The organism is Micromonospora sp. NPDC049900, from assembly GCF_044461025.1.
Classification (GTDB): Bacteria; Actinomycetota; Actinomycetes; order Mycobacteriales; family Micromonosporaceae; genus Micromonospora.
Window position 1 is genome coordinate 444,086 of record NZ_JBITKM010000004.1, and the last position, 19,127, is coordinate 463,212.

18 protein-coding genes and 2 tRNA genes are annotated in these 19,127 nt (G+C 72.7%); 9 read left to right on the forward strand and 11 right to left on the reverse strand.

The annotated features are described in order from the left end of the window. Positions 1-16: 16 nt before the first annotated feature. Positions 17-1,252, reverse strand: coding sequence for a D-arabinono-1,4-lactone oxidase (locus tag ACIBMZ_RS13655; RefSeq protein ID WP_396693399.1), 1,236 nt, complete (start codon positions 1,250-1,252; stop codon positions 17-19). Positions 1,253-1,311: 59 nt separating this feature from the next. On the opposite strand from ACIBMZ_RS13655, the gene ACIBMZ_RS13660 reads away from it, so the two are divergent. Next, positions 1,312-1,701, forward strand: coding sequence for a thrombospondin type 3 repeat-containing protein (locus tag ACIBMZ_RS13660; RefSeq protein ID WP_396693401.1), 390 nt, complete (start codon positions 1,312-1,314; stop codon positions 1,699-1,701). 61 nt (positions 1,702-1,762) lie between these two features. Here the strand turns inward: ACIBMZ_RS13660 and ACIBMZ_RS13665 are convergent, their stop codons facing one another. Beyond that, on the reverse strand, positions 1,763-2,692 hold the full coding sequence (locus tag ACIBMZ_RS13665) for an LLM class F420-dependent oxidoreductase (RefSeq protein ID WP_396693403.1): 930 nt from the start codon (positions 2,690-2,692) through the stop codon (positions 1,763-1,765). A gap of 64 nt (positions 2,693-2,756) precedes the next feature. Between ACIBMZ_RS13665 and ACIBMZ_RS13670 the strand changes: the two genes are divergently transcribed. From ACIBMZ_RS13670 to ACIBMZ_RS13680, 3 genes are all read left to right on the forward strand, one after another. After that, positions 2,757-3,464: an ATP-binding cassette domain-containing protein gene (locus tag ACIBMZ_RS13670; RefSeq protein ID WP_396693405.1), complete on the forward strand. Its 708-nt coding sequence runs from the start codon at positions 2,757-2,759 to the stop codon at positions 3,462-3,464. Continuing rightward, on the forward strand, positions 3,407-4,987 hold the full coding sequence (locus ACIBMZ_RS13675) for a DUF6297 family protein (protein ID WP_396693407.1): 1,581 nt from the start codon (positions 3,407-3,409) through the stop codon (positions 4,985-4,987). The genes ACIBMZ_RS13670 and ACIBMZ_RS13675 overlap by 58 nt, the downstream gene beginning before the upstream one ends. Before the next feature lie 213 nt (positions 4,988-5,200). Continuing rightward, positions 5,201-7,366 (forward strand): carbohydrate-binding module family 20 domain-containing protein, encoded by a 2,166-nt coding sequence (locus ACIBMZ_RS13680; RefSeq protein ID WP_396693408.1) that lies wholly within the window; start codon positions 5,201-5,203, stop codon positions 7,364-7,366. 102 nt (positions 7,367-7,468) lie between these two features. Here the strand turns inward: ACIBMZ_RS13680 and ACIBMZ_RS13685 are convergent, their stop codons facing one another. The 5 genes from ACIBMZ_RS13685 to ACIBMZ_RS13705 all read right to left on the reverse strand — a co-directional run bounded on the left by ACIBMZ_RS13685 (position 7,469) and on the right by ACIBMZ_RS13705 (position 10,896). Further along, on the reverse strand, positions 7,469-8,161 hold the full coding sequence (locus ACIBMZ_RS13685) for an ABC transporter permease (RefSeq protein ID WP_396693410.1): 693 nt from the start codon (positions 8,159-8,161) through the stop codon (positions 7,469-7,471). Next, positions 8,158-9,069, reverse strand: coding sequence for an ABC transporter ATP-binding protein (locus tag ACIBMZ_RS13690; RefSeq protein WP_396693412.1), 912 nt, complete (start codon positions 9,067-9,069; stop codon positions 8,158-8,160). Before ACIBMZ_RS13690 ends, ACIBMZ_RS13685 begins: the two co-directional genes overlap by 4 nt. Next, positions 9,066-9,425, reverse strand: a complete 360-nt coding sequence (locus ACIBMZ_RS13695) for a GntR family transcriptional regulator (protein ID WP_396693543.1) — start codon at positions 9,423-9,425, stop codon at positions 9,066-9,068. The genes ACIBMZ_RS13690 and ACIBMZ_RS13695 overlap by 4 nt, the downstream gene beginning before the upstream one ends. A 164-nt stretch (positions 9,426-9,589) precedes the next feature. Beyond that, the gene (locus tag ACIBMZ_RS13700; protein WP_396693414.1) at positions 9,590-10,627 is read right to left on the reverse strand and encodes a hypothetical protein; all 1,038 of its coding nucleotides are present in this window, start codon (positions 10,625-10,627) and stop codon (positions 9,590-9,592) included. Next, positions 10,627-10,896 (reverse strand): hypothetical protein, encoded by a 270-nt coding sequence (locus ACIBMZ_RS13705; protein ID WP_396693415.1) that lies wholly within the window; start codon positions 10,894-10,896, stop codon positions 10,627-10,629. The genes ACIBMZ_RS13700 and ACIBMZ_RS13705 overlap by 1 nt, the downstream gene beginning before the upstream one ends. A 285-nt stretch (positions 10,897-11,181) precedes the next feature. Between ACIBMZ_RS13705 and ACIBMZ_RS13710 the strand changes: the two genes are divergently transcribed. The 4 genes from ACIBMZ_RS13710 (at position 11,182) to ACIBMZ_RS13725 (ending at position 14,669) form a co-directional block, all read left to right on the forward strand. After that, positions 11,182-11,553: a YciI family protein gene (locus tag ACIBMZ_RS13710; protein ID WP_396693417.1), complete on the forward strand. Its 372-nt coding sequence runs from the start codon at positions 11,182-11,184 to the stop codon at positions 11,551-11,553. A gap of 2 nt (positions 11,554-11,555) precedes the next feature. Further along, positions 11,556-12,812, forward strand: a complete 1,257-nt coding sequence (locus ACIBMZ_RS13715) for an RNA polymerase sigma factor (RefSeq protein ID WP_396693545.1) — start codon at positions 11,556-11,558, stop codon at positions 12,810-12,812. A gap of 69 nt (positions 12,813-12,881) precedes the next feature. Then, a complete protein-coding gene (locus tag ACIBMZ_RS13720; RefSeq protein WP_396693419.1) occupies positions 12,882-13,577 on the forward strand; it encodes a dihydrofolate reductase family protein in 696 nt (231 codons plus the stop codon). A 99-nt stretch (positions 13,578-13,676) separates the two neighbouring features. Beyond that, positions 13,677-14,669, forward strand: a complete 993-nt coding sequence (locus tag ACIBMZ_RS13725; protein WP_396693421.1) for a DUF4153 domain-containing protein — start codon at positions 13,677-13,679, stop codon at positions 14,667-14,669. Positions 14,670-14,873: 204 nt separating this feature from the next. Here ACIBMZ_RS13725 and ACIBMZ_RS13730 read toward each other — a convergent pair. The 4 genes from ACIBMZ_RS13730 to ACIBMZ_RS13745 all read right to left on the reverse strand — a co-directional run bounded on the left by ACIBMZ_RS13730 (position 14,874) and on the right by ACIBMZ_RS13745 (position 17,971). After that, a tRNA-Ile gene (locus ACIBMZ_RS13730) sits at positions 14,874-14,950 on the reverse strand. 59 nt (positions 14,951-15,009) lie between these two features. Then, complete coding sequence (locus ACIBMZ_RS13735; RefSeq protein WP_396693423.1) at positions 15,010-16,713, reverse strand: M16 family metallopeptidase; 1,704 nt, start codon at positions 16,711-16,713, stop codon at positions 15,010-15,012. Next, positions 16,710-17,660, reverse strand: a complete 951-nt coding sequence (locus tag ACIBMZ_RS13740; protein ID WP_396693425.1) for a tetratricopeptide repeat protein — start codon at positions 17,658-17,660, stop codon at positions 16,710-16,712. Before ACIBMZ_RS13740 ends, ACIBMZ_RS13735 begins: the two co-directional genes overlap by 4 nt. Positions 17,661-17,898: 238 nt before the next feature. Further along, positions 17,899-17,971: transfer RNA gene (locus tag ACIBMZ_RS13745), tRNA-Asn, on the reverse strand. Between the two features lie 273 nt (positions 17,972-18,244). On the opposite strand from ACIBMZ_RS13745, the gene ACIBMZ_RS13750 reads away from it, so the two are divergent. Next, a complete protein-coding gene (locus tag ACIBMZ_RS13750; protein WP_396693427.1) occupies positions 18,245-18,613 on the forward strand; it encodes a hypothetical protein in 369 nt (122 codons plus the stop codon). The last annotated feature ends 514 nt before the right edge of the window (positions 18,614-19,127 follow it).

Consider the following 19,127-nt stretch of genomic DNA (forward strand, 5'->3'; position numbering starts at 1 on the left):
TTGATCTTCTGAGAGGTCAGCGGGGGAAGAGACGGTCCAGTTCCTCGGTGCGGAACCTACCGGCCGGGTCCAGCCGGGTGAGCAGCGCGGCGAAGTCCGCCCAGCGGGGGTACGTGGCCGCGACGGCCTCGGGCGACAGCGTGTGCACCTTGCCCCAGTGCGGGCGCGGGGCGAAGGGGGCCAGGGCACGTTCCACCTCGGCGAGCACCGGCAGCACCTTGGTGGTGTCAGCGATCCAGGTGAAGTGGACGGCGAGGGTGTCCCGGTCGTACTGCGGGCTCAGCCACAGCGTGTCGGCGGCGATGGTCCGCAGCTCGCTGGTCTGCGACACCGGGGCGATCAGGTGGGCCACCTCGTCCAGTGCGGCCAGCGCCTGCGCGGCGTCGGCGCGCGGCAGGTGGTACTCGGACTGCAACTCGTCGCCGCTGCTCGGGGTGAAGCCGAGCCGGAAGTGCGGCAGCCGCTCGTGCCATGGCCCGGCCACCCCGAGCTGCTCGGTGCAGTTGACCGTCGGCATGCCGGGCACCGGGTGCCAGGGCCGGTCGGCCGCGCTGGTGCCGAGCCAGTCGGCGGGCGGTGGCGGCTGGTCGGCGAGCTGCTTGCGCCAGACCTGGGTACCGAGGGTGGAGCGCCAGTCGGTGAAGACGCTGACGCTGTACGCGGCGGCGAGCGCCTCGTCCAGCGCGGCACGGGGCAGGTCCAGCCGCACGTACTGCCGGATGTCGTAGGTCGGCACCACGTCCAGGATGAGCCGGGTGACCACGCCGAGCGCGCCGAGGGCGACGACCGTGCCGGCGAAGTCGGCCGAGTCCCGGTCGACGGTGTGCAGGTCACCGGTGCCGGTGACCAGTTCGAGTCCGGCGACGGCGGTGGCCAGGTTGCCGACGGTGACACCGGAACCGTGGGTGCCGGTGGCGACCGCGCCGGCCACCGAGATGTGCGGCAGGGAGGCCAGGTTGGCCAGCGCGTACCCCCGCTGGTGCAGCCAGGTGGCCAGGTCGCCGTAGCGGATCGCGGCCGGGACGTCGACGGTCCGGCGCTGCGGGTCGAGGCGGATCGTGTCCGGCAGCCCGGACAGGTCGACCAGGTCGCCGGTGGTGTCGCCGAGCCGGTTGAAGGAGTGTCCGCTGCCCACCGCCCGGATCCGGTCGCTGCCGGCGACCAGCTCACGCAGCTCGTCCAGGGACGACGGCCGGTGGTGCGCCCGTGCGGAGTACCGGATGTTGCCCGCCCAGTTGCGCTGCGTCGACACGCGACCTCCCCCTGCCCTGCCGACGGTTACCGTCGGCTCCGTCGGGGAACCCTACGCCGATGAGCAGCTACCGTGATCCCGCCCCTCGTGGCGACGTGTACCCCTCCGAGGAGGAGATCGACCCGACCGGCAGCGGGGTGTTCCCGGCCAGCGCGCCGACCGGTGCGTACCCGGCGGGGCAGCCCACCCCGCAGCCGTCGCCCGCGCCGGGCCCGGCGCCGTCGCCGGTGCCGACCCCCGGCCCGCCGCCCCGGATCGAGGGCGGCGCGCGGTCGATCGTCAGCCGACACCTGGACGGTTCCGTCGCGGTGGTCACCGACTTCGACGGCGACGGCGTGGCCGACGTGGTGCAGTACGACCTCGACGGCGACGGGATCCCGGACGTCACCTACCTCGACAACGACCGCGACGGGCGGCTGGAGACCGTGCTGCGGACCCCGACCCGCTGATGACGGGCCGGGGGCGACACCGCACCGCGGAGCAGCCGCCCGTTCGGCGCTGCCGCACCACTCAGAGCTGCGGCAGCACCTGCGAGGCGACCAGGTCCAGGTGGTCCAGGTCGCCCAGGTCGAGCACCTGGAGGTAGGCCCGCTGGCTGCCCACCTCGGCGTACCGGCCGAGCTTGTCGACCACCTCGGCGGGCGTGCCGGCGAGCCCGTTCTCGCGCAGCTCGTCCGCCTCCCGGCCGATCGCGGCGGCCCGCCGGGCCACTTCGGCGTCGTCCTTGCCGCAGCAGAGCACCAGCGCGTTGGACCAGGTCAGCTCGTCCGGGTTCCGGCCGATCTCCTGGCAGGCGGCCCGCACCCGGCCGAACTGGGTGACCGTGTCGTCGATCGAGACGAACGGCAGGTTGAACTCGTCGGCGTACCTGGCGGCGAGCTGCGGGGTCCGCTTCGCGCCCATGCCGCCGAGCAGGATCGGCGGGTGCGGCTGCTGCACCGGCTTGGGCAACGCCGGTGAGTCGCTGACCTGGTAGTGGCGGCCGGTGAAGGCGAACGTCTCCCCCGGCGGGGTACGCCACAGACCGGTGATCACGGCGAGCTGCTCGTCCAGCCGGTCAAAGCGCTCCTTGAGCGCCGGGAACGGGATCCCGTACGCGCTGTGCTCGGCGTCGTACCACCCGGTGCCGATGCCCAGTTCGACCCGGCCGCCGCTCATCTGGTCGACCTGCGCGACGGTGATGGCCAACGGGCCGGGCAGCCGGAACGTCGCGGCGGTCATCAGCGTGCCGAGCCGGATCGAGCGGGTGTCCCGGGCCAGCCCGGCCAGGGTCGTCCAGGCGTCGGTGGGGCCCGGATCGCCGCTGACCGACCCCATCTTGAGGTAGTGGTCCGAGCGGAAGAAGGCGCCGAAGCCGGTCTCCTCGGCGCGGCGGGCCACGGCCAGCAGGTCGTCGTAGGTCGCGCCCTGCTGAGGTTCGGTGAAGATCCGCAGTTCCATGGACCGAGCATAGAAAGCCCAGCGCCGTACCGCCCGACTTGTGCACCCGATCTAGGGTGGTGCGGTGGGTGAACCGGTCGTTGCCGTAGCGGACCTGCACGTCACGTTCGGCAGCGTGACCGTGGTGCGGGACGTCGACTTCGACCTGCCGGCGGGCGGCGCGCTCTGCCTGGTCGGCGAGAACGGTGCGGGCAAGTCCACCGTGTTGCGCTGCGTCACCGGCCTGACCGACCCGACCGCGGGCCGGGTCCGGGTCTTCGGGGCCGCGCCGGACGGCTCGGCCGCGTTCTGGCGCCGGGTGGTGGCCACCGTCGAGCAGCCCAGTTGGTACGCCGGACTGACCGTCCGGGAGCACGTGGAGCTGGTCCGGTTGGCCGGTGGCGACGATCCGGCCGACGGTCGGGTGGATGAGCTGCTGTCCGTGTTGGGCCTGCGCGACCTCGGCGACGGCACCCCGGACCGACTCTCCTCGGGCGAGCGGCAACGGCTGCTGCTGGCCGCCGCCCTGGCCCGTCCGGCGGAGCTGCTGGTGCTGGACGAGCCGGAACAGCGGCTGGACGCGGCGATCCGGCCGGTGGTGGCCGGGCTGCTCGGCGACCACCTGGCCGCCGGTGGGAGCCTGCTGTTCGCCAGTCACGATCCGGTCTTCGTCGCCGCCCTCGACTGTCCGGTCCTCCGGCTGCACACCGGGTCACCGACGCCCGACGCGGGCGCATGGTCACCGACGCCCGACGCGGGCGCATGCTCACCGACGCCCGACGCGGGCACATGACGCGGGTGGCCGAGGCGCCGACCCGCCGGGAGCCGGTGCCGCCGACCGCCCGCCGGCTGCGCCGCTGGGTGCGCCGGCAGCGGGCCGAACGCGCCCCCTCACTCTCGTTGGAGAGCGCGTACCTGCTGGTGCTGACGGTGGCGATGGCGTTCGGACTGTTCGGTCCGGGGGTCGGGTCGGCGATGTGGCCGGCGGCGGGGGCGGCCCCGCCGGACCGGCTCGTCGTGCTGGTGCTGCTGGGTGCGGGTGCCGTCGGCCTGTTGCTGCTGTTGCGTCAGACAGGCCCGTTGGTCCTGGGACGCGGTGAGCTGACCTGGCTGCTGCCGGCGCCGGTGCCCCGGCGCGGTCTGCTGCTGCCGGCGCTGGTGCGGGCGCTGGCGGTCGGTGCGGTCATCGGCGCGTTGCTGGCGTTGGCCGGCGCCGCCCGCCTGGCGGCCCGCCCGGTCGCCGGGTCCGCCCTGGCCGGTTGGCTCGCCCTGGGTACGGCCGCCGGTGCGCTCCTGGCACTGCTCGCGACGGCCGCGCAGCGACGGCCGGGGTACGCCCGGGTGTTGGACGCCACGCTGCCGGCGCTACTGGTGGCGCTGGGCGCGACGGTGCTGCTCACCCGGGTACGACCGATGCCGACGCTGCCCGGCGTCGACGCGCCGCCGCTCCCCCTCACCCTCGGCGTCCTGCTCCTCGTCGCGGGCCTCACCGCCGTGGCCGTCCGCGACCTGGCGCGCCTGCCCGACGTCCGGCTGCACGAGCCGTCGCTGACCGTCGGCACGTACCTGGACGCCGCGTACGCCGTCGAGCCGTCGTTCCTCGCCGACCTGCGCGAGCGACGGTACTGGCGGCGGCGGGCCCTGCGCTCCCGGCCGCTGCGTCCCCGGTTCGGCCGCCTGGTGCCGCTGCAACAGGACCTGCTGGTCCTGCGCCGACGCGGTTGGCGGCTGGGCTGGCTGGCCCTGGCGACTCCACTGCCGGCGTTGCTCGCCGCCGGTGCCGGCTGGCTGCCGGCGACCGCCCTGGTGCTGGGGGCGGTCACCACCGCCGGGGTCACCCTCGACGCGCTGCGCCGCGACGCGGCCCATCCGGCGCTGCTGCGGCTGCTCGGGCTGACCGGCCGGCGGGCGGTCGCGATCCGGCTGGTCGTGCCGACGGTGCTGGCCACGGCCTGGTCCGGACTGGCCGTGGCAGTGCTGGGGTGGCTCGGTGACCTGCCGCCGGGACCCTGGTGGGCGCTCGGGTTGGCGTTCGGCCCGACGGCCGCGATGATGGCCGTCCGGCGGGCGCAGGCGGGTCGGATCGACCACTCCCTTCCGCTGGTCGTCACCCCGATGGGTGCCTTCTCGCCCGGCCCGGTGCTGTGGCTGCTCAACGGTACCGACGTGCTGCTGTTCGCGACGCCGACCCTGGTGGCCCTGCTCGGGCCGGTCCGGCCGGGCTGGGGTTGGGTCGCCGTCCAGGCGGTGTGCGCGGTGCTGGCGGTGCTGGCCTATCTGCGTTTCGGCACGGACGGACGTCGCCCTCGGGTGTGAGTCACCGGCTGTTCCGGCCGAGGTGGACGCAAATTCTTGCAGCGTTTTCAGCCTTCCGCAAGAGGCTGCTCGCAGTTGGGGTCGACGCGTGAATCAGAGGTTCCCAAGGATCGACGTCACTGTTACGGTCACGCCATCACCGCAACTTCTTGCATAACTTGCAGGAAGCCTTGCTGTCACCACGTCTGCCTGACCGTCCCCCGAGGAGGGCCCGTGCGAATCCCCCGTCCCCGCGCCGCGATACCCGCGGCCCTGGCCGCGACACTGGTCGCGGCCGGTCTCACCGTCGTCGCCGCCGGCACCGCGCCGGCCAGCGCCGCCGAGGTACGCGCCAACGGCGACGCGATCGTCCACCTGTTCCAGTGGCGGTGGGACTCCGTCGCGCAGGAGTGCGAGAGCACCCTCGGCCCCCAGGGCTGGGGCGGTGTACAGGTCTCCCCGCCGCAGGAACACGTGGTGCTGCCCAGCGCCGAAGGCGCCACGTACCCGTGGTGGCAGGACTACCAGCCGGTGTCGTACCGGCTGGACTCGACCCGGCGCGGCACCAAGGCCGAGTTCGTCGACATGGTCCAGCGCTGCCGCGCCCAGGGCGTGAAGATCTATGTGGACATGGTGCTCAACCACATGAGCGGCACCGGTTCGGCGGGCAGCGGTCCGGGCAGCGCCGGCACCGTCTACGGCAAGTACAGCTACCCCAACCTGTTCAACGACGGCTCCGGCGACAGCTACGGCTACGGCGACTTCGCGCCCTGCTACCGGCGGATCAGCAACTGGGGCAACAAGCAGGAGGTCCAGGACTGCGAGCTGCTCGACCTGGCCGACCTGAACACCGCCGACCCCGAGGTACGCCGCAAGATCGCCAAGTACATGAACGCGGTGATCGACCTGGGGGTGGCCGGTTTCCGGGTGGACGCCGCCAAGCACGTCCAGGAGGCACACCTGGGCGACATCATCAACCGGTTGCGGGACGTGCCCGGCTTCGGCGGTCGGCCGGACCTGTTCCACGAGGTGTACGGCGACGGCACGATCCCCTACACCGCGTACGCGCCGTACGGCGGGGTGACCAACTTCGACTACCAGCGCGCCGTCTCCTCGGCGTTCCGCGACGGCACCATCGCCCAGTTGGGCAACCTGCCGAACTACGGCGGGCTCACCGCCGCACAGGCGGTCGTCTTCGTCGACAACCACGACACCCAGCGCGAGAACCCGACGCTGACCTACAAGAGCGGTGCCCGCTACTACCTGGCGGACACGTTCATGATGGCCCACCCGTACGGTCGGCCCCAGCTCATGTCGAGCTACGCGTTCGGCTCGGTGCACGGGCAGGGACCGCCCAGCACGTCCAACGGCACCACGCTGGCCGCCGACTGCACCGGCAGCGCCTGGATCTGCGAGCACCGCAACCCGGGAGTGGCGGGCATGCCGGGCTTCCGCAACGCGGTCGCCGGGACCGGCATCGGGTCGGTGGTCACCGACGGCAACGGGCGGTTGGCCTTCGCCCGGGGCAACCGGGGGTACGCCGCCTTCAACGCCACCAACAGCGCCTGGAGCCGCAGCTTCGCCACCTCGCTGCCGGACGGCCGCTACTGCAACGTCGGTCGGGGCGCGTACGACCGGTCCACCGGGGCCTGCCCGGGCGGTGCGGTGACCGTCTCCGGTGGTGCCTTCACCGCGTCGATCGCCGCCGACCAGGCGGTCGCCCTGCACGTCGAGGCCCGTCTGGACGGTGCCACGCCGACCCCGACGGTCTCCCCGACCGGCTCACCGACCCCGACCGCGAGCCCGTCGGTCCCGGCCGGGTCGACCCGGTTCACCGCCACCGTCTCCACCGACCTCGGCCAGGAGGTGTACGTCGTCGGCTCGATCCCGGCGCTCGGCTCCTGGAACCCGGCGAACGGGGTGAAGCTGTCCACCACCTCGGGCAGCTACCCGACCTGGACCGGCTCGGTGTCGGTGCCGGCGGGCACCGCGTTCGAGTGGAAGCTGGTCAAGGTCGGCAACGGCTCGGTGCAGTGGGAGAACGACCCCAACCGCACCGGCACCGCCGGCAGCGCCCTGACCGCCACCTGGAACCAGCCGGGCACGACCCCGCCGGCCGCCACCACGGTCTCCTTCCGGGCCACCGCCACCACCACACTCGGCCAGAACGTCTACGTCGTCGGCGACCTGCCCGCGCTCGGCGGCTGGGACCCGACCAAGGGGGTCCGGCTGTCACCGACCGCCTACCCGGTCTGGACCGGCGGGCTGAACCTGCCGGCCGGCACCGCGTTCTCCTACAAGTACGTCAAGCGCACCGACTCGGGCCAGGTGGTCTGGGAGTCGGGCGCCAACCGCACCGCCACCGCCGGATCGGTCACGCTGACCGACACCTGGCGCTGACCGGGACCGACCGCAGCGGCCCCTCCCGATGTCGTGTCGGGAGGGGCCGCCCCCGTTCCGCCCGATCAACCGCGTCGGGCGTCGTCACCGGCGGGTCGACGGTCAGGGGGTCGCGCGCCGGATGATCAGATAGCTGGCGACCGCGAGCGGCAGCGTGAACAACGCCGGCCAGCCCACCAGCAGGGCGGCGTTCGACTGGTCGGCGAACCAGTCACCGATCGCCGACCACCAGCCGCGCCAGGTCGCCAGGACCACTGCCCCGCCGATCACGACCAGCGTCGCGGTGCTCAGGGTGAGCATGCCGTTGACGCCCCACCGCTTGAACACCAGGGCGATGGCGATCCCCAGGAACCCGAGCAGCAGGAACGGGATCGCGAAGCCGAGGAACCGCAGCACCGGGTTCTCCACCCAGAGGAACGGGATGCCGAAGAAGGTCAGGCCGACGCCCCAGCCTCCGGTCGCCTCCTCGATGACGGCGAGCAGGTAGAGCAGCCCCGCGTAGACGACCGCCTGGGCACCGAAGGAGAACACGTTGCCGAGGTAGAAGCTGCGACGCGAGATGCCCAGCCCGATCGCGAACGGGAAGTCCTGGGTGATCACGTTGATGCAGGCGATGAACATCATCACGTAGATGCTGGCCAGGCCACCGGTGGTCTGCTCGATGTCCCGCCCGTCCATGGAGGCGAAGAAGGCCAGGTTGATGAGGAAGCTGAGGGAGAGGATCGCCCAGGGCCAGCCGACCACGCTGGGCCAGGCGACGAACTGCAACCGGGGGACCGTCAGGACACGGTTCATCGGACGGCCTCCTTGCCGGTGGCACCGACGGCCTGCCCGCCGGCCGAGGTGGTCAGACGCACGACGGTGTCCTGCAACGACGACGCCTCCAGGGTCAGGCCCAGGGACCGGGCCCGTTCCCGCTCGGCCGGGCCGAAGTCACCACGTACGGTGACACGGGCCGTGCCGGCCAGCAGCACCCGGTGCAGCTCGGTGGCGGTACGCGTGAACTCGTCCACCGCCGCGACCGGGCCGGAGACGATGAGCACGTGGCCGCGCAGCGCCTCCGACTCCTCGTCCAGCAGCAGCCGCCCGGCGTCGATCAGCAGCACGTGCTCGATCAGGTCGCTGACCTCGTCGATGAGGTGGGTCGACAGCACGATGGTGCGGGGGTGTTCGGTGTAGTCGGCCAGCAGCCGGTCGTAGAAGATCTGCCGGGCCACCGCGTCCAGACCGAGGTACGGCTCGTCGAAGAAGGCCAGCGGCGCCCGCGAGGCCAGCCCGACGATGATGCCCAGCGTGGAGAGCATGCCCCGGGAGAGCTTGCGGACGTTGCGTCGTGGCGGCAGCCGGAAGTCCGCCGTCAACCGCTGCGCGAACTGCTCGTCCCACCCGGGGTGGACCAGGCTGGCGGCCCGCAGCACGTGCCGCACCTGGAGGTTCGACGGGTAGGTCTGGCTCTCCTTGATGAAGGAGACGCGGGACAGCACACTCTCGTTCTCGTACGGGTGCTGCCCGAAGACCGAAACCTCGCCGGAGCTGGCGAAGTTCTGGGCGGTGAGGATCTGCATCAGGGTGGTCTTGCCGGCGCCGTTGCGTCCCAGCAGGCCGTAGATCCGGTTCCCGGCAAGCGAGAAACTGACCCGGTCCAGCGCCGTGACGCCGCGGTACTTCTTGGTCAGGTCGGTGACGGTGACGACGGGGCTCATCGCTCCCCCTCCCAGGTGTCGATCATGCTCTTGAGTTCCGCCGGGCCGATGCCGAGCTTGCGTGCCTCGGCGACCAGCGGTTGCACGTACTGCCGGGCGAACTCGTCACGGCGTCGACCGCGCAGCTTGGCGCGGGCGCCGGAGGAGACGAACATCCCGATCCCTCGTTTCTTGTAGAGCGTTCCGTCGTCGACGAGCTTGTTGACCCCTTTGGCGGCGGTCGCCGGGTTGATCCGGTGGAAGGCCGCCAGCTCGTTCGTGGACGGCACCTGCTCCTCCTCGGCCAGCGTCCCGTCCAGGATCGAGTTCTCCAGCAGCTCCGCTATCTGGAGAAAGATCGGTCGACCGTCCTCCATCACGTCCGCCACCCTGGCCTGCCGCCCTGGTTGGCCGGTTCACTACTCATGTAACTAACCATGCAACCGGAGGGGCGTCGCTGTCAAGTCGCGGTGCGGTCCGTTAACCTTCCGACCCGGCGTGCGCGTCTCCGTACCGGGAGGTGCGCATGACCCGGTGACGGTCAGGCGTACGGGGGACGGGCGTACGCGGCCCGCAGGGCGGCAAGTCCGGGTGCCTTCGGGCTGAGCGTGCCCCAGCCGGAGTTGAAGTAGTTGGTGCGGGCGATGATCGGACCGCGCTCGGCGTTCAGCCGGGCGATGGCGGCCGGCACGGTGGCGATCCAGGCCGGCTGGTCGGGGATCTCGGCGACGCGTACGCCCCACTCGGCGATGAGCACCGGACGGGACAGCGCCACCGGGCCGAGGTCGGCCACGGCCCAGTCCTTGGTCCGGCGGAACCGGTCCAGGGCCGTGTGCGAGGCGCTGGTGGCGTAGACGTTCCACTGGAGGAAGTCCAGCCGCGACATCAGCGACTCCGGGTGGGTGCGCTGGAAGCAGGGCCGGTCGAAGCCGCCGAGACCGACCGAGAAGGTGGTGTTCTGCGGCAGCGCCTTGGCCCGGAACCAGTTCACGATGTACGTCATCGCCTGCACCGCGCGGGCGTCCGACTCCGCCCAGGTGTACGCCCGGCCGGACTCGGTGGTGCCGAACTCGTGGTCGGTGTCCAGCTCGGAGGCGAGCTGGATGTTCACCCCGAACCCCATCGTGCGGTACTGCGACAGCGCCCGGGCGAAGAGTCCGTCGCACTGCCCGGCGAGCACCTGGCCGTAGCCGTACGCCTTCGGCCAGACCGCGCCGGGACGCTGTTGGATGGTCATCGCCGGAGCGGGTACGACGTAGCGCACCCCGTCGACGGTGAAGGTCTGCGCCCCGGTGTCGGCCGCCCCGTAGTGCTTGAGCTCCAGCACCATGTTGATCTGGATCCCGCCCCGACCGAGGGTGACCAGCCACGGGCGGTTGTAGCCGGGGAAGACGTAGCTGTCGGCGAAACTGCGGTACTGGGTCAGCGACCGGAAGTTCCCCCCGGCCATGTCGGCGGTCGGGTCGGCGTTCCCGGACAGGTAGTAGCCGCCGAGCACCGGCGGCGTGATCGCGTAGTCGACGGCGGCGTTGGCGGTCTGCCCGGTGGAGTCGCGCACGGTGACGGTGACCCGGGCCATCACGCCACCGCCCGGTACACGGCCACCGTGCCGTTGTCCGACACCCGTGTCCAGGTGCGGCCCGAGTCGTCGGTGACGGTGACGGTGAGCGGGTCGATGACGGCGGTGACCTTGGCCGGCGCGCTGCTGTTGCCCTGCGCGTCGGTGACCACGACGGTGACGGTGAGCGTCTTGGTGTCCGGGTCGCCGTAGGTGACGGTGAGCAGCATCTGCGCACCGGGGGCGTAGCTGCTCGCGTTGAGGGCGGCGGTGACGGTGGGAACGGCCATGGCGGCGCCTTCCTGGCTCGATCGCGGTGACCGGCGGGTTGCCCCGTCGGCCCGACGGGAGGTACGGCGACGGCCGGAGCGGGCGGATGCCCGGTCCGGTGGTCCGGTGTGATGACGGTGGCGACGGCGCTGTCGGGGAAGGGCGGGCATCCGCCCGGTCGATGGGGTGGCCTCGTCGGACGTGGCCCGCCGTCCGCAGCCTCTCCACCTGCTACAACAGTGCGTCAGGAGAGCACTCGTCGTCCTGTCTATTTACGGACATATCGATCATTATGAGGATGCCACATGAAGTACCTGATGTTGATCTACGGAAACGAAGAGGTCTGGGGCAGCCTGCCGGACGGCGACCTGGCCACGCTGATCGGCGAGGTGGACGCCTTCAACCAGGCGCTGCGCGACTCCGGTGAACTGGTCGACTCGCAGGGCCTTGAGGTCCGCCCCCGGGCGGTACGCATGGTCGACGCCGCGCCGGTCGTCACCGACGGGCCGTACCTGGAGGCCAAGGAGTACGTCGGGTCGTACTTCGTGGTCGACGTGGACAGCGAGCAGCGTGCGCTGGAGATCGCCCGCTCGTACCCGGGACTGCGGATGGGCACCGGAATCGGCGGCGGCCTGGAGGTCTGGCCGCTGATGACCCAGGACGGGGCCGGGAACTGAGCCTGGACGAGGCCACCGCCGACCTGCTGCGCCGGCTCGTCCCGCAGGTGCTGGGGACCCTGGTACGCCGCTACGGCGACTTCGCCACCGCCGAGGACGCGGTGCAGGAGGCGCTGGTCGCGGCCGTCGAGGCGTGGCCGCGCGAGGGCGTACCGGAGCATCCGTCGGGCTGGCTGCACACCGTGGCCGCCCGCCGGTACGTCGACCAGGTCCGCGCCGAGGCGGCCCGGACCCGCCGGGAACGGACCGCCCACGACGCCCTGCCACGGGACGCGCTCGTCGCGCCGCCACCGGACGCCGCCGCACCTGCCCGCGACGACCTGCTGGAGCTGTTCCTGCTCTGCTGCCACCCGGCGCTGCCCGCACCGGCGCAGCTCGCGCTCACCCTGCGGGCGGTGGGCGGGCTCACCACCGCCGAGGTGGCCGCCGCCTTCCTGGTGCCGGAGAAGACCATGGGGCAGCGGATCGTGCGGGCCAAACAGCGACTGCGCGACGCGGGCGCACGGTTCGCCCCGCCCCCGGCAGCCGAACAGGGCCGCCGGTTGGCCGTGGTCCGGCAGGTGCTGTACCTGCTGTTCAACGAGGGGTACAGCGCCAGCAGCGGCCCCGAGCTGCGCCGGGCCGACCTGACCCGGCAGGCGCTGCGGCTGACCCGCCGGTTGCACGAGCGGCTGCCCGACGACGGGGAGACCGCCGGACTGCTCGCCCTGATGCTGCTGACCGAGGCACGGGCGGCGGCGCGGGTCGACCCGGACGGGGACCTGGTGCCGCTGGCCGAACAGGACCGCCGGCGGTGGGACCGGGCGGCGATCGCCGAGGGCTGCGCGCTGGTCGCGAACAGTCTCGCCACCTCGCCACCGGGTCCGTACCAGGTGCAGGCCGCCATCGCCGCCGTACACGCCGAGGCACCGCGCACCGAGGAGACCGACTGGCCGCAGGTCCTCGGCCTCTACGAGGTGCTGGACCGGCTGGCACCCAACCCGGTGGCGACGCTGAACCGGGCGGTGGCGGTGGGCATGGTGCACGGGCCCGAGGCCGGGCTGGCACTGCTGACCGAGGTGGAGTCGGGGCCACTCGCCGACCACCACCGCCGGCACGCGGTCCGCGCCCACCTGCTGGAACTGGCCGGCGACCGGAGCGCCGCGACGGTGGCCTGGCGGCGGGCCGCCGACCTCGCCGGGAACGACGCCGAACGGCGGCACCTGCTGCGCCGCGCCGCCCGCTGCGAGAGTGACCCAGGACACAACGGGGACCGGTAGAAGTGGCCGGTCCGGCTCCGATCCACCGGTGAGCGGCGGGTGCCCGCCGCAGACAGCGGAGGTACGGAGATGAGCAAGGTGACCGCGCAACTGTCGGTGTCGCTGGACGGCTGCTACGCCGGCCCACGACACGACGGGACCGGCGACTGGATGCACTCGGCGGAGAGCCACGGCTTCTTCCGGGTCACCCGCTGGGTCACCGCCGCGTCGTCGTGGCGCGAACGGCAGGGATTCGCCGGTGGCGAGCACGACGTCAACTCGGAGATCGTCGCCGAGTCGTTCGGCGCGGCCGGCGCGTACGTGATGGGGCGGCGGATGGCCGACGGCGGTGAGGTGCCGTGGGGCGACGAGCCGCCGTTCCGGGCCCCGGTGTTCGTGGTGACCCACCGGCCCCGCCCGACGCTGCTGCGCCAGGGCGGCACCAGCTTCACCTACGTCACCGACGGGGTGGCCGCCGCCGTGGCACGGGCCCGCGAGGCGGCCGGCGGCAGGGACGTGGCGGTGGCCGGCGGAGGCAGCCTGGTCCGCCAGGTGCTGCGGGCCGGCCTGCTGGACGAGTTGGAGCTGCACGTGGTGCCGGTGGTGCTCGGCGACGGTCTGCGCCTGTTCACCCCCGACCTGGGCCTGGACGACTTCGAGGCGATCGAGATGTCCCCCACCCGGGTGGTGCCCACCCCCGAGGTCACCCACATCCGGTACGCCGTACGTGGGCGCGCCCCGCTGGTCCTGGACGACCGGGGCCGGGGCACCGGCACGCCCGAGTGAGCGTGGGCCGACGGGTCGCCGCATCCGGGGCCGAGGGGACAACGCGCAGAGGTGTACCGCCCTTAGAGTGACAGCGATTCGTCCATCGATGAGGGCGCGGTGTCCGAGCCGCCACCCGCCGAGCGTTCCCCGGCCGGGGAACCCGGCGACATCCCTGTGCCACCCGACGCCGGTCCCACCGGAACGCCACCCCGGCTGCTGGTCCTGCCGCCCACCGACGGGTTGTCGCCCATCGTCTGGCCCGGCGCCGCCAACCAGCCCGCCTGGGCCATCCCGGTGACCGTGCCGCCCGGCACCCGGGGTTACGCGATCTTCCTCCCGCTGGTGGCGGCCGACGACGACCCGGCCGCCACCGCCCCGGGCACCTCGGCGGTGGCCGCCCTGGCGACTCCGCCCCCGGCCGCCGCGACGGTCTCCACCCCGGTCGACTCCACTCCCCCGGCCTCACCGCCGACCGATCCGGTCTCGAAGGCGGCATCACCACCAGCGCAGCGGAGTCCGGAGACGGCAGCGCCGGGCCAGCGAGCTCCCGGTGCGGCACCATCGGCGGTGCTGCCCGGCGTTCCCGTGCCGCCCGCGCCCGACTACCGGGTGCCCGGCTCGCCGTACGACTTCCGGTCCCGGCCACTCCAACCGTCGTTCCTGGACCGGGCGTGGCCCGGCCCCGCACCGGCCCGGGACCGGGCCACCCCGCTGGCGGTCCTGGCCGGGGCGCTGGGGGTGGCCGCGTTCGTGCCGTTGGGGCGTACCGGCGTCGGTTGGTTCCTCGGTTGGCTGGTGCTGACCGCCGGGGTGCTGGTCGCGGTCCGCCGACACACCGCCGACCTGCCGAGGGCGCAGCGGTGGGTCCGGGCCGGTTGGGGCGGTGCCGCCCTGGCGCTGCTGGCGGTGCTGGCCTTCCGCAACGCCTGGTGGCTGGTGACGTTCTGCGTGGTCGCGGCGCTGTGCTGCGCGGCCCTGGCGATCGTCGGCGGACGGCGGATTCGCTCGATCCTGTTCAGCCTCGGGGCCGCCCCGCTCGCCGCGCTGCGGGGGCTGCCGTGGGTGCGCGCCCACGTCCGGTCGACCGGCGAGTACGGCACCACCCGCTGACCCCGTCGACCGGGCCGGACCGACTCGGCCAGGGCGGCGGTGAGCGCGGCGACGAGGGCGGCGGCCAGTGTGCACCATCGAGCTGCGCGCCCACCTCGACCACGTCATGACCGATGGCACTTCCGGCGAACGCGAACGCGCCATCGAAGCCTTCATCGCCGAGATCCGCATCAACGAGAAGGACGACGTGCCCCCAGGTGACGTTGGTGGGGCGGACGGGACTCGAACCCGTGACCGAGGGATTATGAGTCCCCTGCTCTAACCGGCTGAGCTACCGCCCCGGCACCGCGCGGATCTTATCCCGCCCAGTCGATCACCGGCCAGCATCGGTGGCCGCTTCTCACCGGCGTCGCCCCCGCGCCAACAGCACGATGGGCAACGCGAGGATAACAGTGAGCAGCCAGCCCCGGACGACCGCACCCCACCGCCCGCCGGCCTTTTCGGCAGGGGGTTCGAGGACCACGTCGACGGTGAGCAGCAGGGCCCGGCCGCCGAGGCCGAGGACGGCCAGGACGCCGAGCACCAGGAGCAACGTCTCCCTCCGGGCACGCCGGGGGCGAGGGACGTCATCACGGCGGTCGCGGTACTCGCGTACCGCGCCGGGTTGTGGGATCTGCTGGGGGTCGCGGGGTGGCATGGCGACCTGCCGGTCGGCGGGTACGGCGGTGTCGAGCACGGCCAGGCCGGGTGGGCGCAGGTCGTACAGGGTCGGCTCGACGTGCAGCACGATCGCGTCGTGGCCGATCAGTTGGCGGGCGCCGTCGGGCCAGACGAGCATGGCGGCGCAGTCGGCGTACCGGACGGTGAGCGGGCCGCCGTCACCGAGGTAGCTGATGCCGTCGGGGCCGACGCGGAGCTGGCCGTCGTCGTCGCGGGAGCGGTGGGCGGTGCCGGCGGGAATCGCCTCGGAGGTGGTGGGAGCGGCGACGAAACCGGCCCAGTCGGCACGGGTGCCGTCCGGCACCATCAGCAGGGTCGAGGCGTGCACCTCCTGGGCGACCCGGTGCAGGTCGCCCACCGTCATGGCGGTCAGCGCGGCGCGGTGCTCGTCGAGGCTGAGGTTGGGCTCGCCGGTGAGCAGGTTGAAGGCGTACCCGGTCAGTCTGGCGGCGTCGGCCTCGGCGGTGGCCAGCATCTCGATGCGCTTGGCCACGGCGGCGTCGAGGTCGGTCTGTTCGATCCGGCCGACCCGGAGCTTGGCCAGCACGTCGACCAAGCCGCCGAGGGCGGCGTCCTGTTTCTCGGCCAGCGCGTCGGCGAGGGCGCGCAGGACGGCGTATCCGTCGCCGCGCGGCTCGTAGCCGCAGGCGATCGTGTAGGACAGGCCGGCGTCCTGGCGCAGCGCGCGGAACAGTTCGCGTTCCAGCACGTCGGCGAAGAGACCGGCGGCGGGTCCGCGCCGCACCACCGCGTCGAGCACCACGGCCTGGTTGCCGCGCACGAAGTACGCCGGGGTGGCGGGCAGCGCCGACGACGCGGCCGGTACGGGCTGCCGGGTGCCGCTGGGCAGCGTGAGCGTCAGCCCGTCGGGGACCCGGTCACCGGCGATCCAGAGCACCGCGTTCTCGCGGGTGAACCAGCGCGCCGCCCATTGGCGAAGGTCGTCGACGGTGAGCGCGGCGAGTCCCCACTCGGGGTAGCTGCTCAGCCCGAAGTCGCGGGCACCGTGCCGCCAGAGCGGGATGTCGTCGATGGCCGCGCTGCCCCGGGTGCTCCATTCGGTCCGCAGGATGTCCTTCTCCACCTCCAACCGTGCGGTGGGCAGGTCGGTGAGGTGGGCGCAGACGGCGGTGAGGAAGGCGGCGATGTCGTGTTCGGAGCCCTGCATGTGGAAGGTGGTGAAAACCGGCCCGGTGGCGCCGTTGAAGTGGTAGTCGGCGCTGCCGAGCGGGGCGAGCGCGAGATGTTCGAGCAGGTGGGTGATGCCGTGCCGGGCCAGTGTCTCGTCGGCGGTGCCGACCCGGAAGGTCAGCCCGGCCCGCATCGGCCCGCCGGTGGGCGCGAGTAGCGTGGGGACCCCGTCGGTGTCCAGGTGCGCGATCACGGCCGACCGGCCTTCGCGTACGCCTTCGCGCGCAGCCGCTGGAACTCGGTCGCCCCGTCACCGAGGTAGCCGAACATCGACTCGTCGCCGAAGCCGCCGAGTGCGGCGAACTCGCGCGCCGCCGGGTGCCACTCCTGCATCAGGCAGAAGGCGAGGGCGAAGGTGCTGCGTACCCACACCCAACCCCAGCCGTCCCGGTAGTCGGGGTGCCAGACGGAGCGTTCCGCCGCCGCCCGGATCCCGGCGGCCACCGCCGGGTCGCGCAGGAACTGACTCGCCGCCTCGACCCGGTCGTGGTCGAGGGCCTGTTCCAGGTACGCCTCGACGACGAGTACCGCGTTGGCGGCGCCGGGCGGGGCGGCCTCGGCGCACTCGCGGGCGAACGCGTGGGTCTTCTCCCAGGTGCCGCTCCACTTGGGGCAGAACTGCTGGAGCAGCGACGCCTGCGCGGGCAGGTGGTGTGGATGGTGGGCGGCCAACCGGTCGTACCGGCGACGGGCCTCGGCCTGCCCGACCTGTAGTCCCCGACCGCTGGTGATCCGCTGGGTCCAGGCTGCCGCGTCCTGCGGGTGGCGGGCGGTGACCTCGATCAGGATCTGCTCGGCCCGGCGCAGGTGGTCGAAGAAGTCGGCGAACTGTTTCCGGCTGACATGCTGGGCCTGTTGGGCGGTGCGGATGCGCCAACCGGCCCGGATCAGGTGCGCGCCGAGCATCGCCCCGGCCACCGGGTCCTCCGGATGCTCGGCGAACACCTCGCGCAGGAACCTCTCCGCGTCGGGGGCGTCGCCGATCTCGCCGACCAGGACGGTCCGGCCGTGTGCGTCCTGGGCGTCGACGAGCGCGCGCAGGGCCGGCCAGTCACCGGCCGCCAGAGCGTCCCGACCGGTCGCGACCTGCGGATATGCCGCCGCGACGTCGAAGGTCACCGGCGGGAGGGGTGCGGGCACAGCGAGGATCATAGGTGATCATCTTCGGCTCCGGTGTCCCCGTTTTCGCTGCCCGACGCCGCCGTGCGGGCAGGCCCGGGTCAGCCGATCCCGGGGTGGGCCGGGCGTGATCGCAGGTAAGGAAGGGTCCCCTGCTAACGCCTCGTGCATAGCAGGGGACCCTTCCTTCGGCGGACCGGGCCTGGATACGACGAACGCCCACCGGCTTGCCGGTGGGCGTCGGGACGAGAAGGTGAAGCTCCCCCGTTTGGACTCGAACCAAAAACCTGCCGGTTAACAGCCGGCTGCTCTGCCAATTGAGCTACGGGGGACCGTGCCACCGCTCGGTGCGGATCTCTCCGCGCCGCGCGACCGGCACAAGAGTACAGGATTCCGGGGGGTCGTGGGCTAGGGGGTTACCCATCCATCGGATGGACCGCCAACCGGACGCAAGAGGATAAATCGTCATCGCGGCCCAAGGAGGTATGAGCGGAGAGGAGGATGGGTAGATAACTGCCGACGACATGACGCAGGCGCGAGTTCGATCGACCGTCACCCGGTCTCCGGGTACGGAAGACAGCGCGCCAGGTACGAAAGGAGCCGCCATGCGCGGAAAGATCATGTTCCTTGGCGGGCTGGCTGCGGGGTTCGTCCTGGGCGCCCGTGCCGGCCGTGAGAAGTACGAGGAGCTGATGGTCCAGGGCCGCAAGGTCCTCGACCACCCGACGGTGCAGGAGGCGGCCGGGGTCGCGCAGGCCCAGGCCAACCGCCTCTACCAGGAGGGCAAGGACAAGCTCGGCCACTCCAAGCTGGGCGAGAAGCTGCACAGCAACGGCAAGCACGGGCTGACTCCGGCGGACGACACCTTCGCCGGCACTCCGGCGACGGCGGGCAGCAGCTCGTCGAGCGCGACCAGCTCGACGTCCGCCACCCCCCGCAGCAAGTCGTCCGGCACCAACGGCAGCACTCTCTGAGCCGTCCGCGAACGGGCCCGGCCGCCACCTAGGCGACCGGGCCCGTCGCTGTGTACCCGCCCGTCGTTGGGTGCTACTCGGCGTTTCGGCGCTGCACGCCGCCTGTCGCTCTGGTACCGGGCGGCGCGGTACACCGCTTGTCGCTGGTGCCGGGCGGCGCGGTACACCGCTTGTCGCTGTTCGCCGTATGTCGGGCGACGCCGACATCGCCCGCTGCCGACTCGCCCGCTCGTCCTAGCGGCGTCATGCTGTTCGTCCGACCGCCTGCCGGCACGACGCACGGCAACTCCCCCGCTCGCCGATCGACGCCCGCGTTACGCGGCGCGTGTCCCCGCTCGGCGGTCGACGCAGGCTTCGCGCGCAACCTCCGGCCACACTCGGCGGAGCCGAGCGACGTGGGGGGGGGGGGGGGGGGTGTTTGGTTGGGGGGGGGTGGGGGATAGAAAAAACAGAAACCACCACCCCCCCCCCCCCCCCCCCCCCCCCCCCCCCCCCCCCCGCCCCGCGCGCCGCC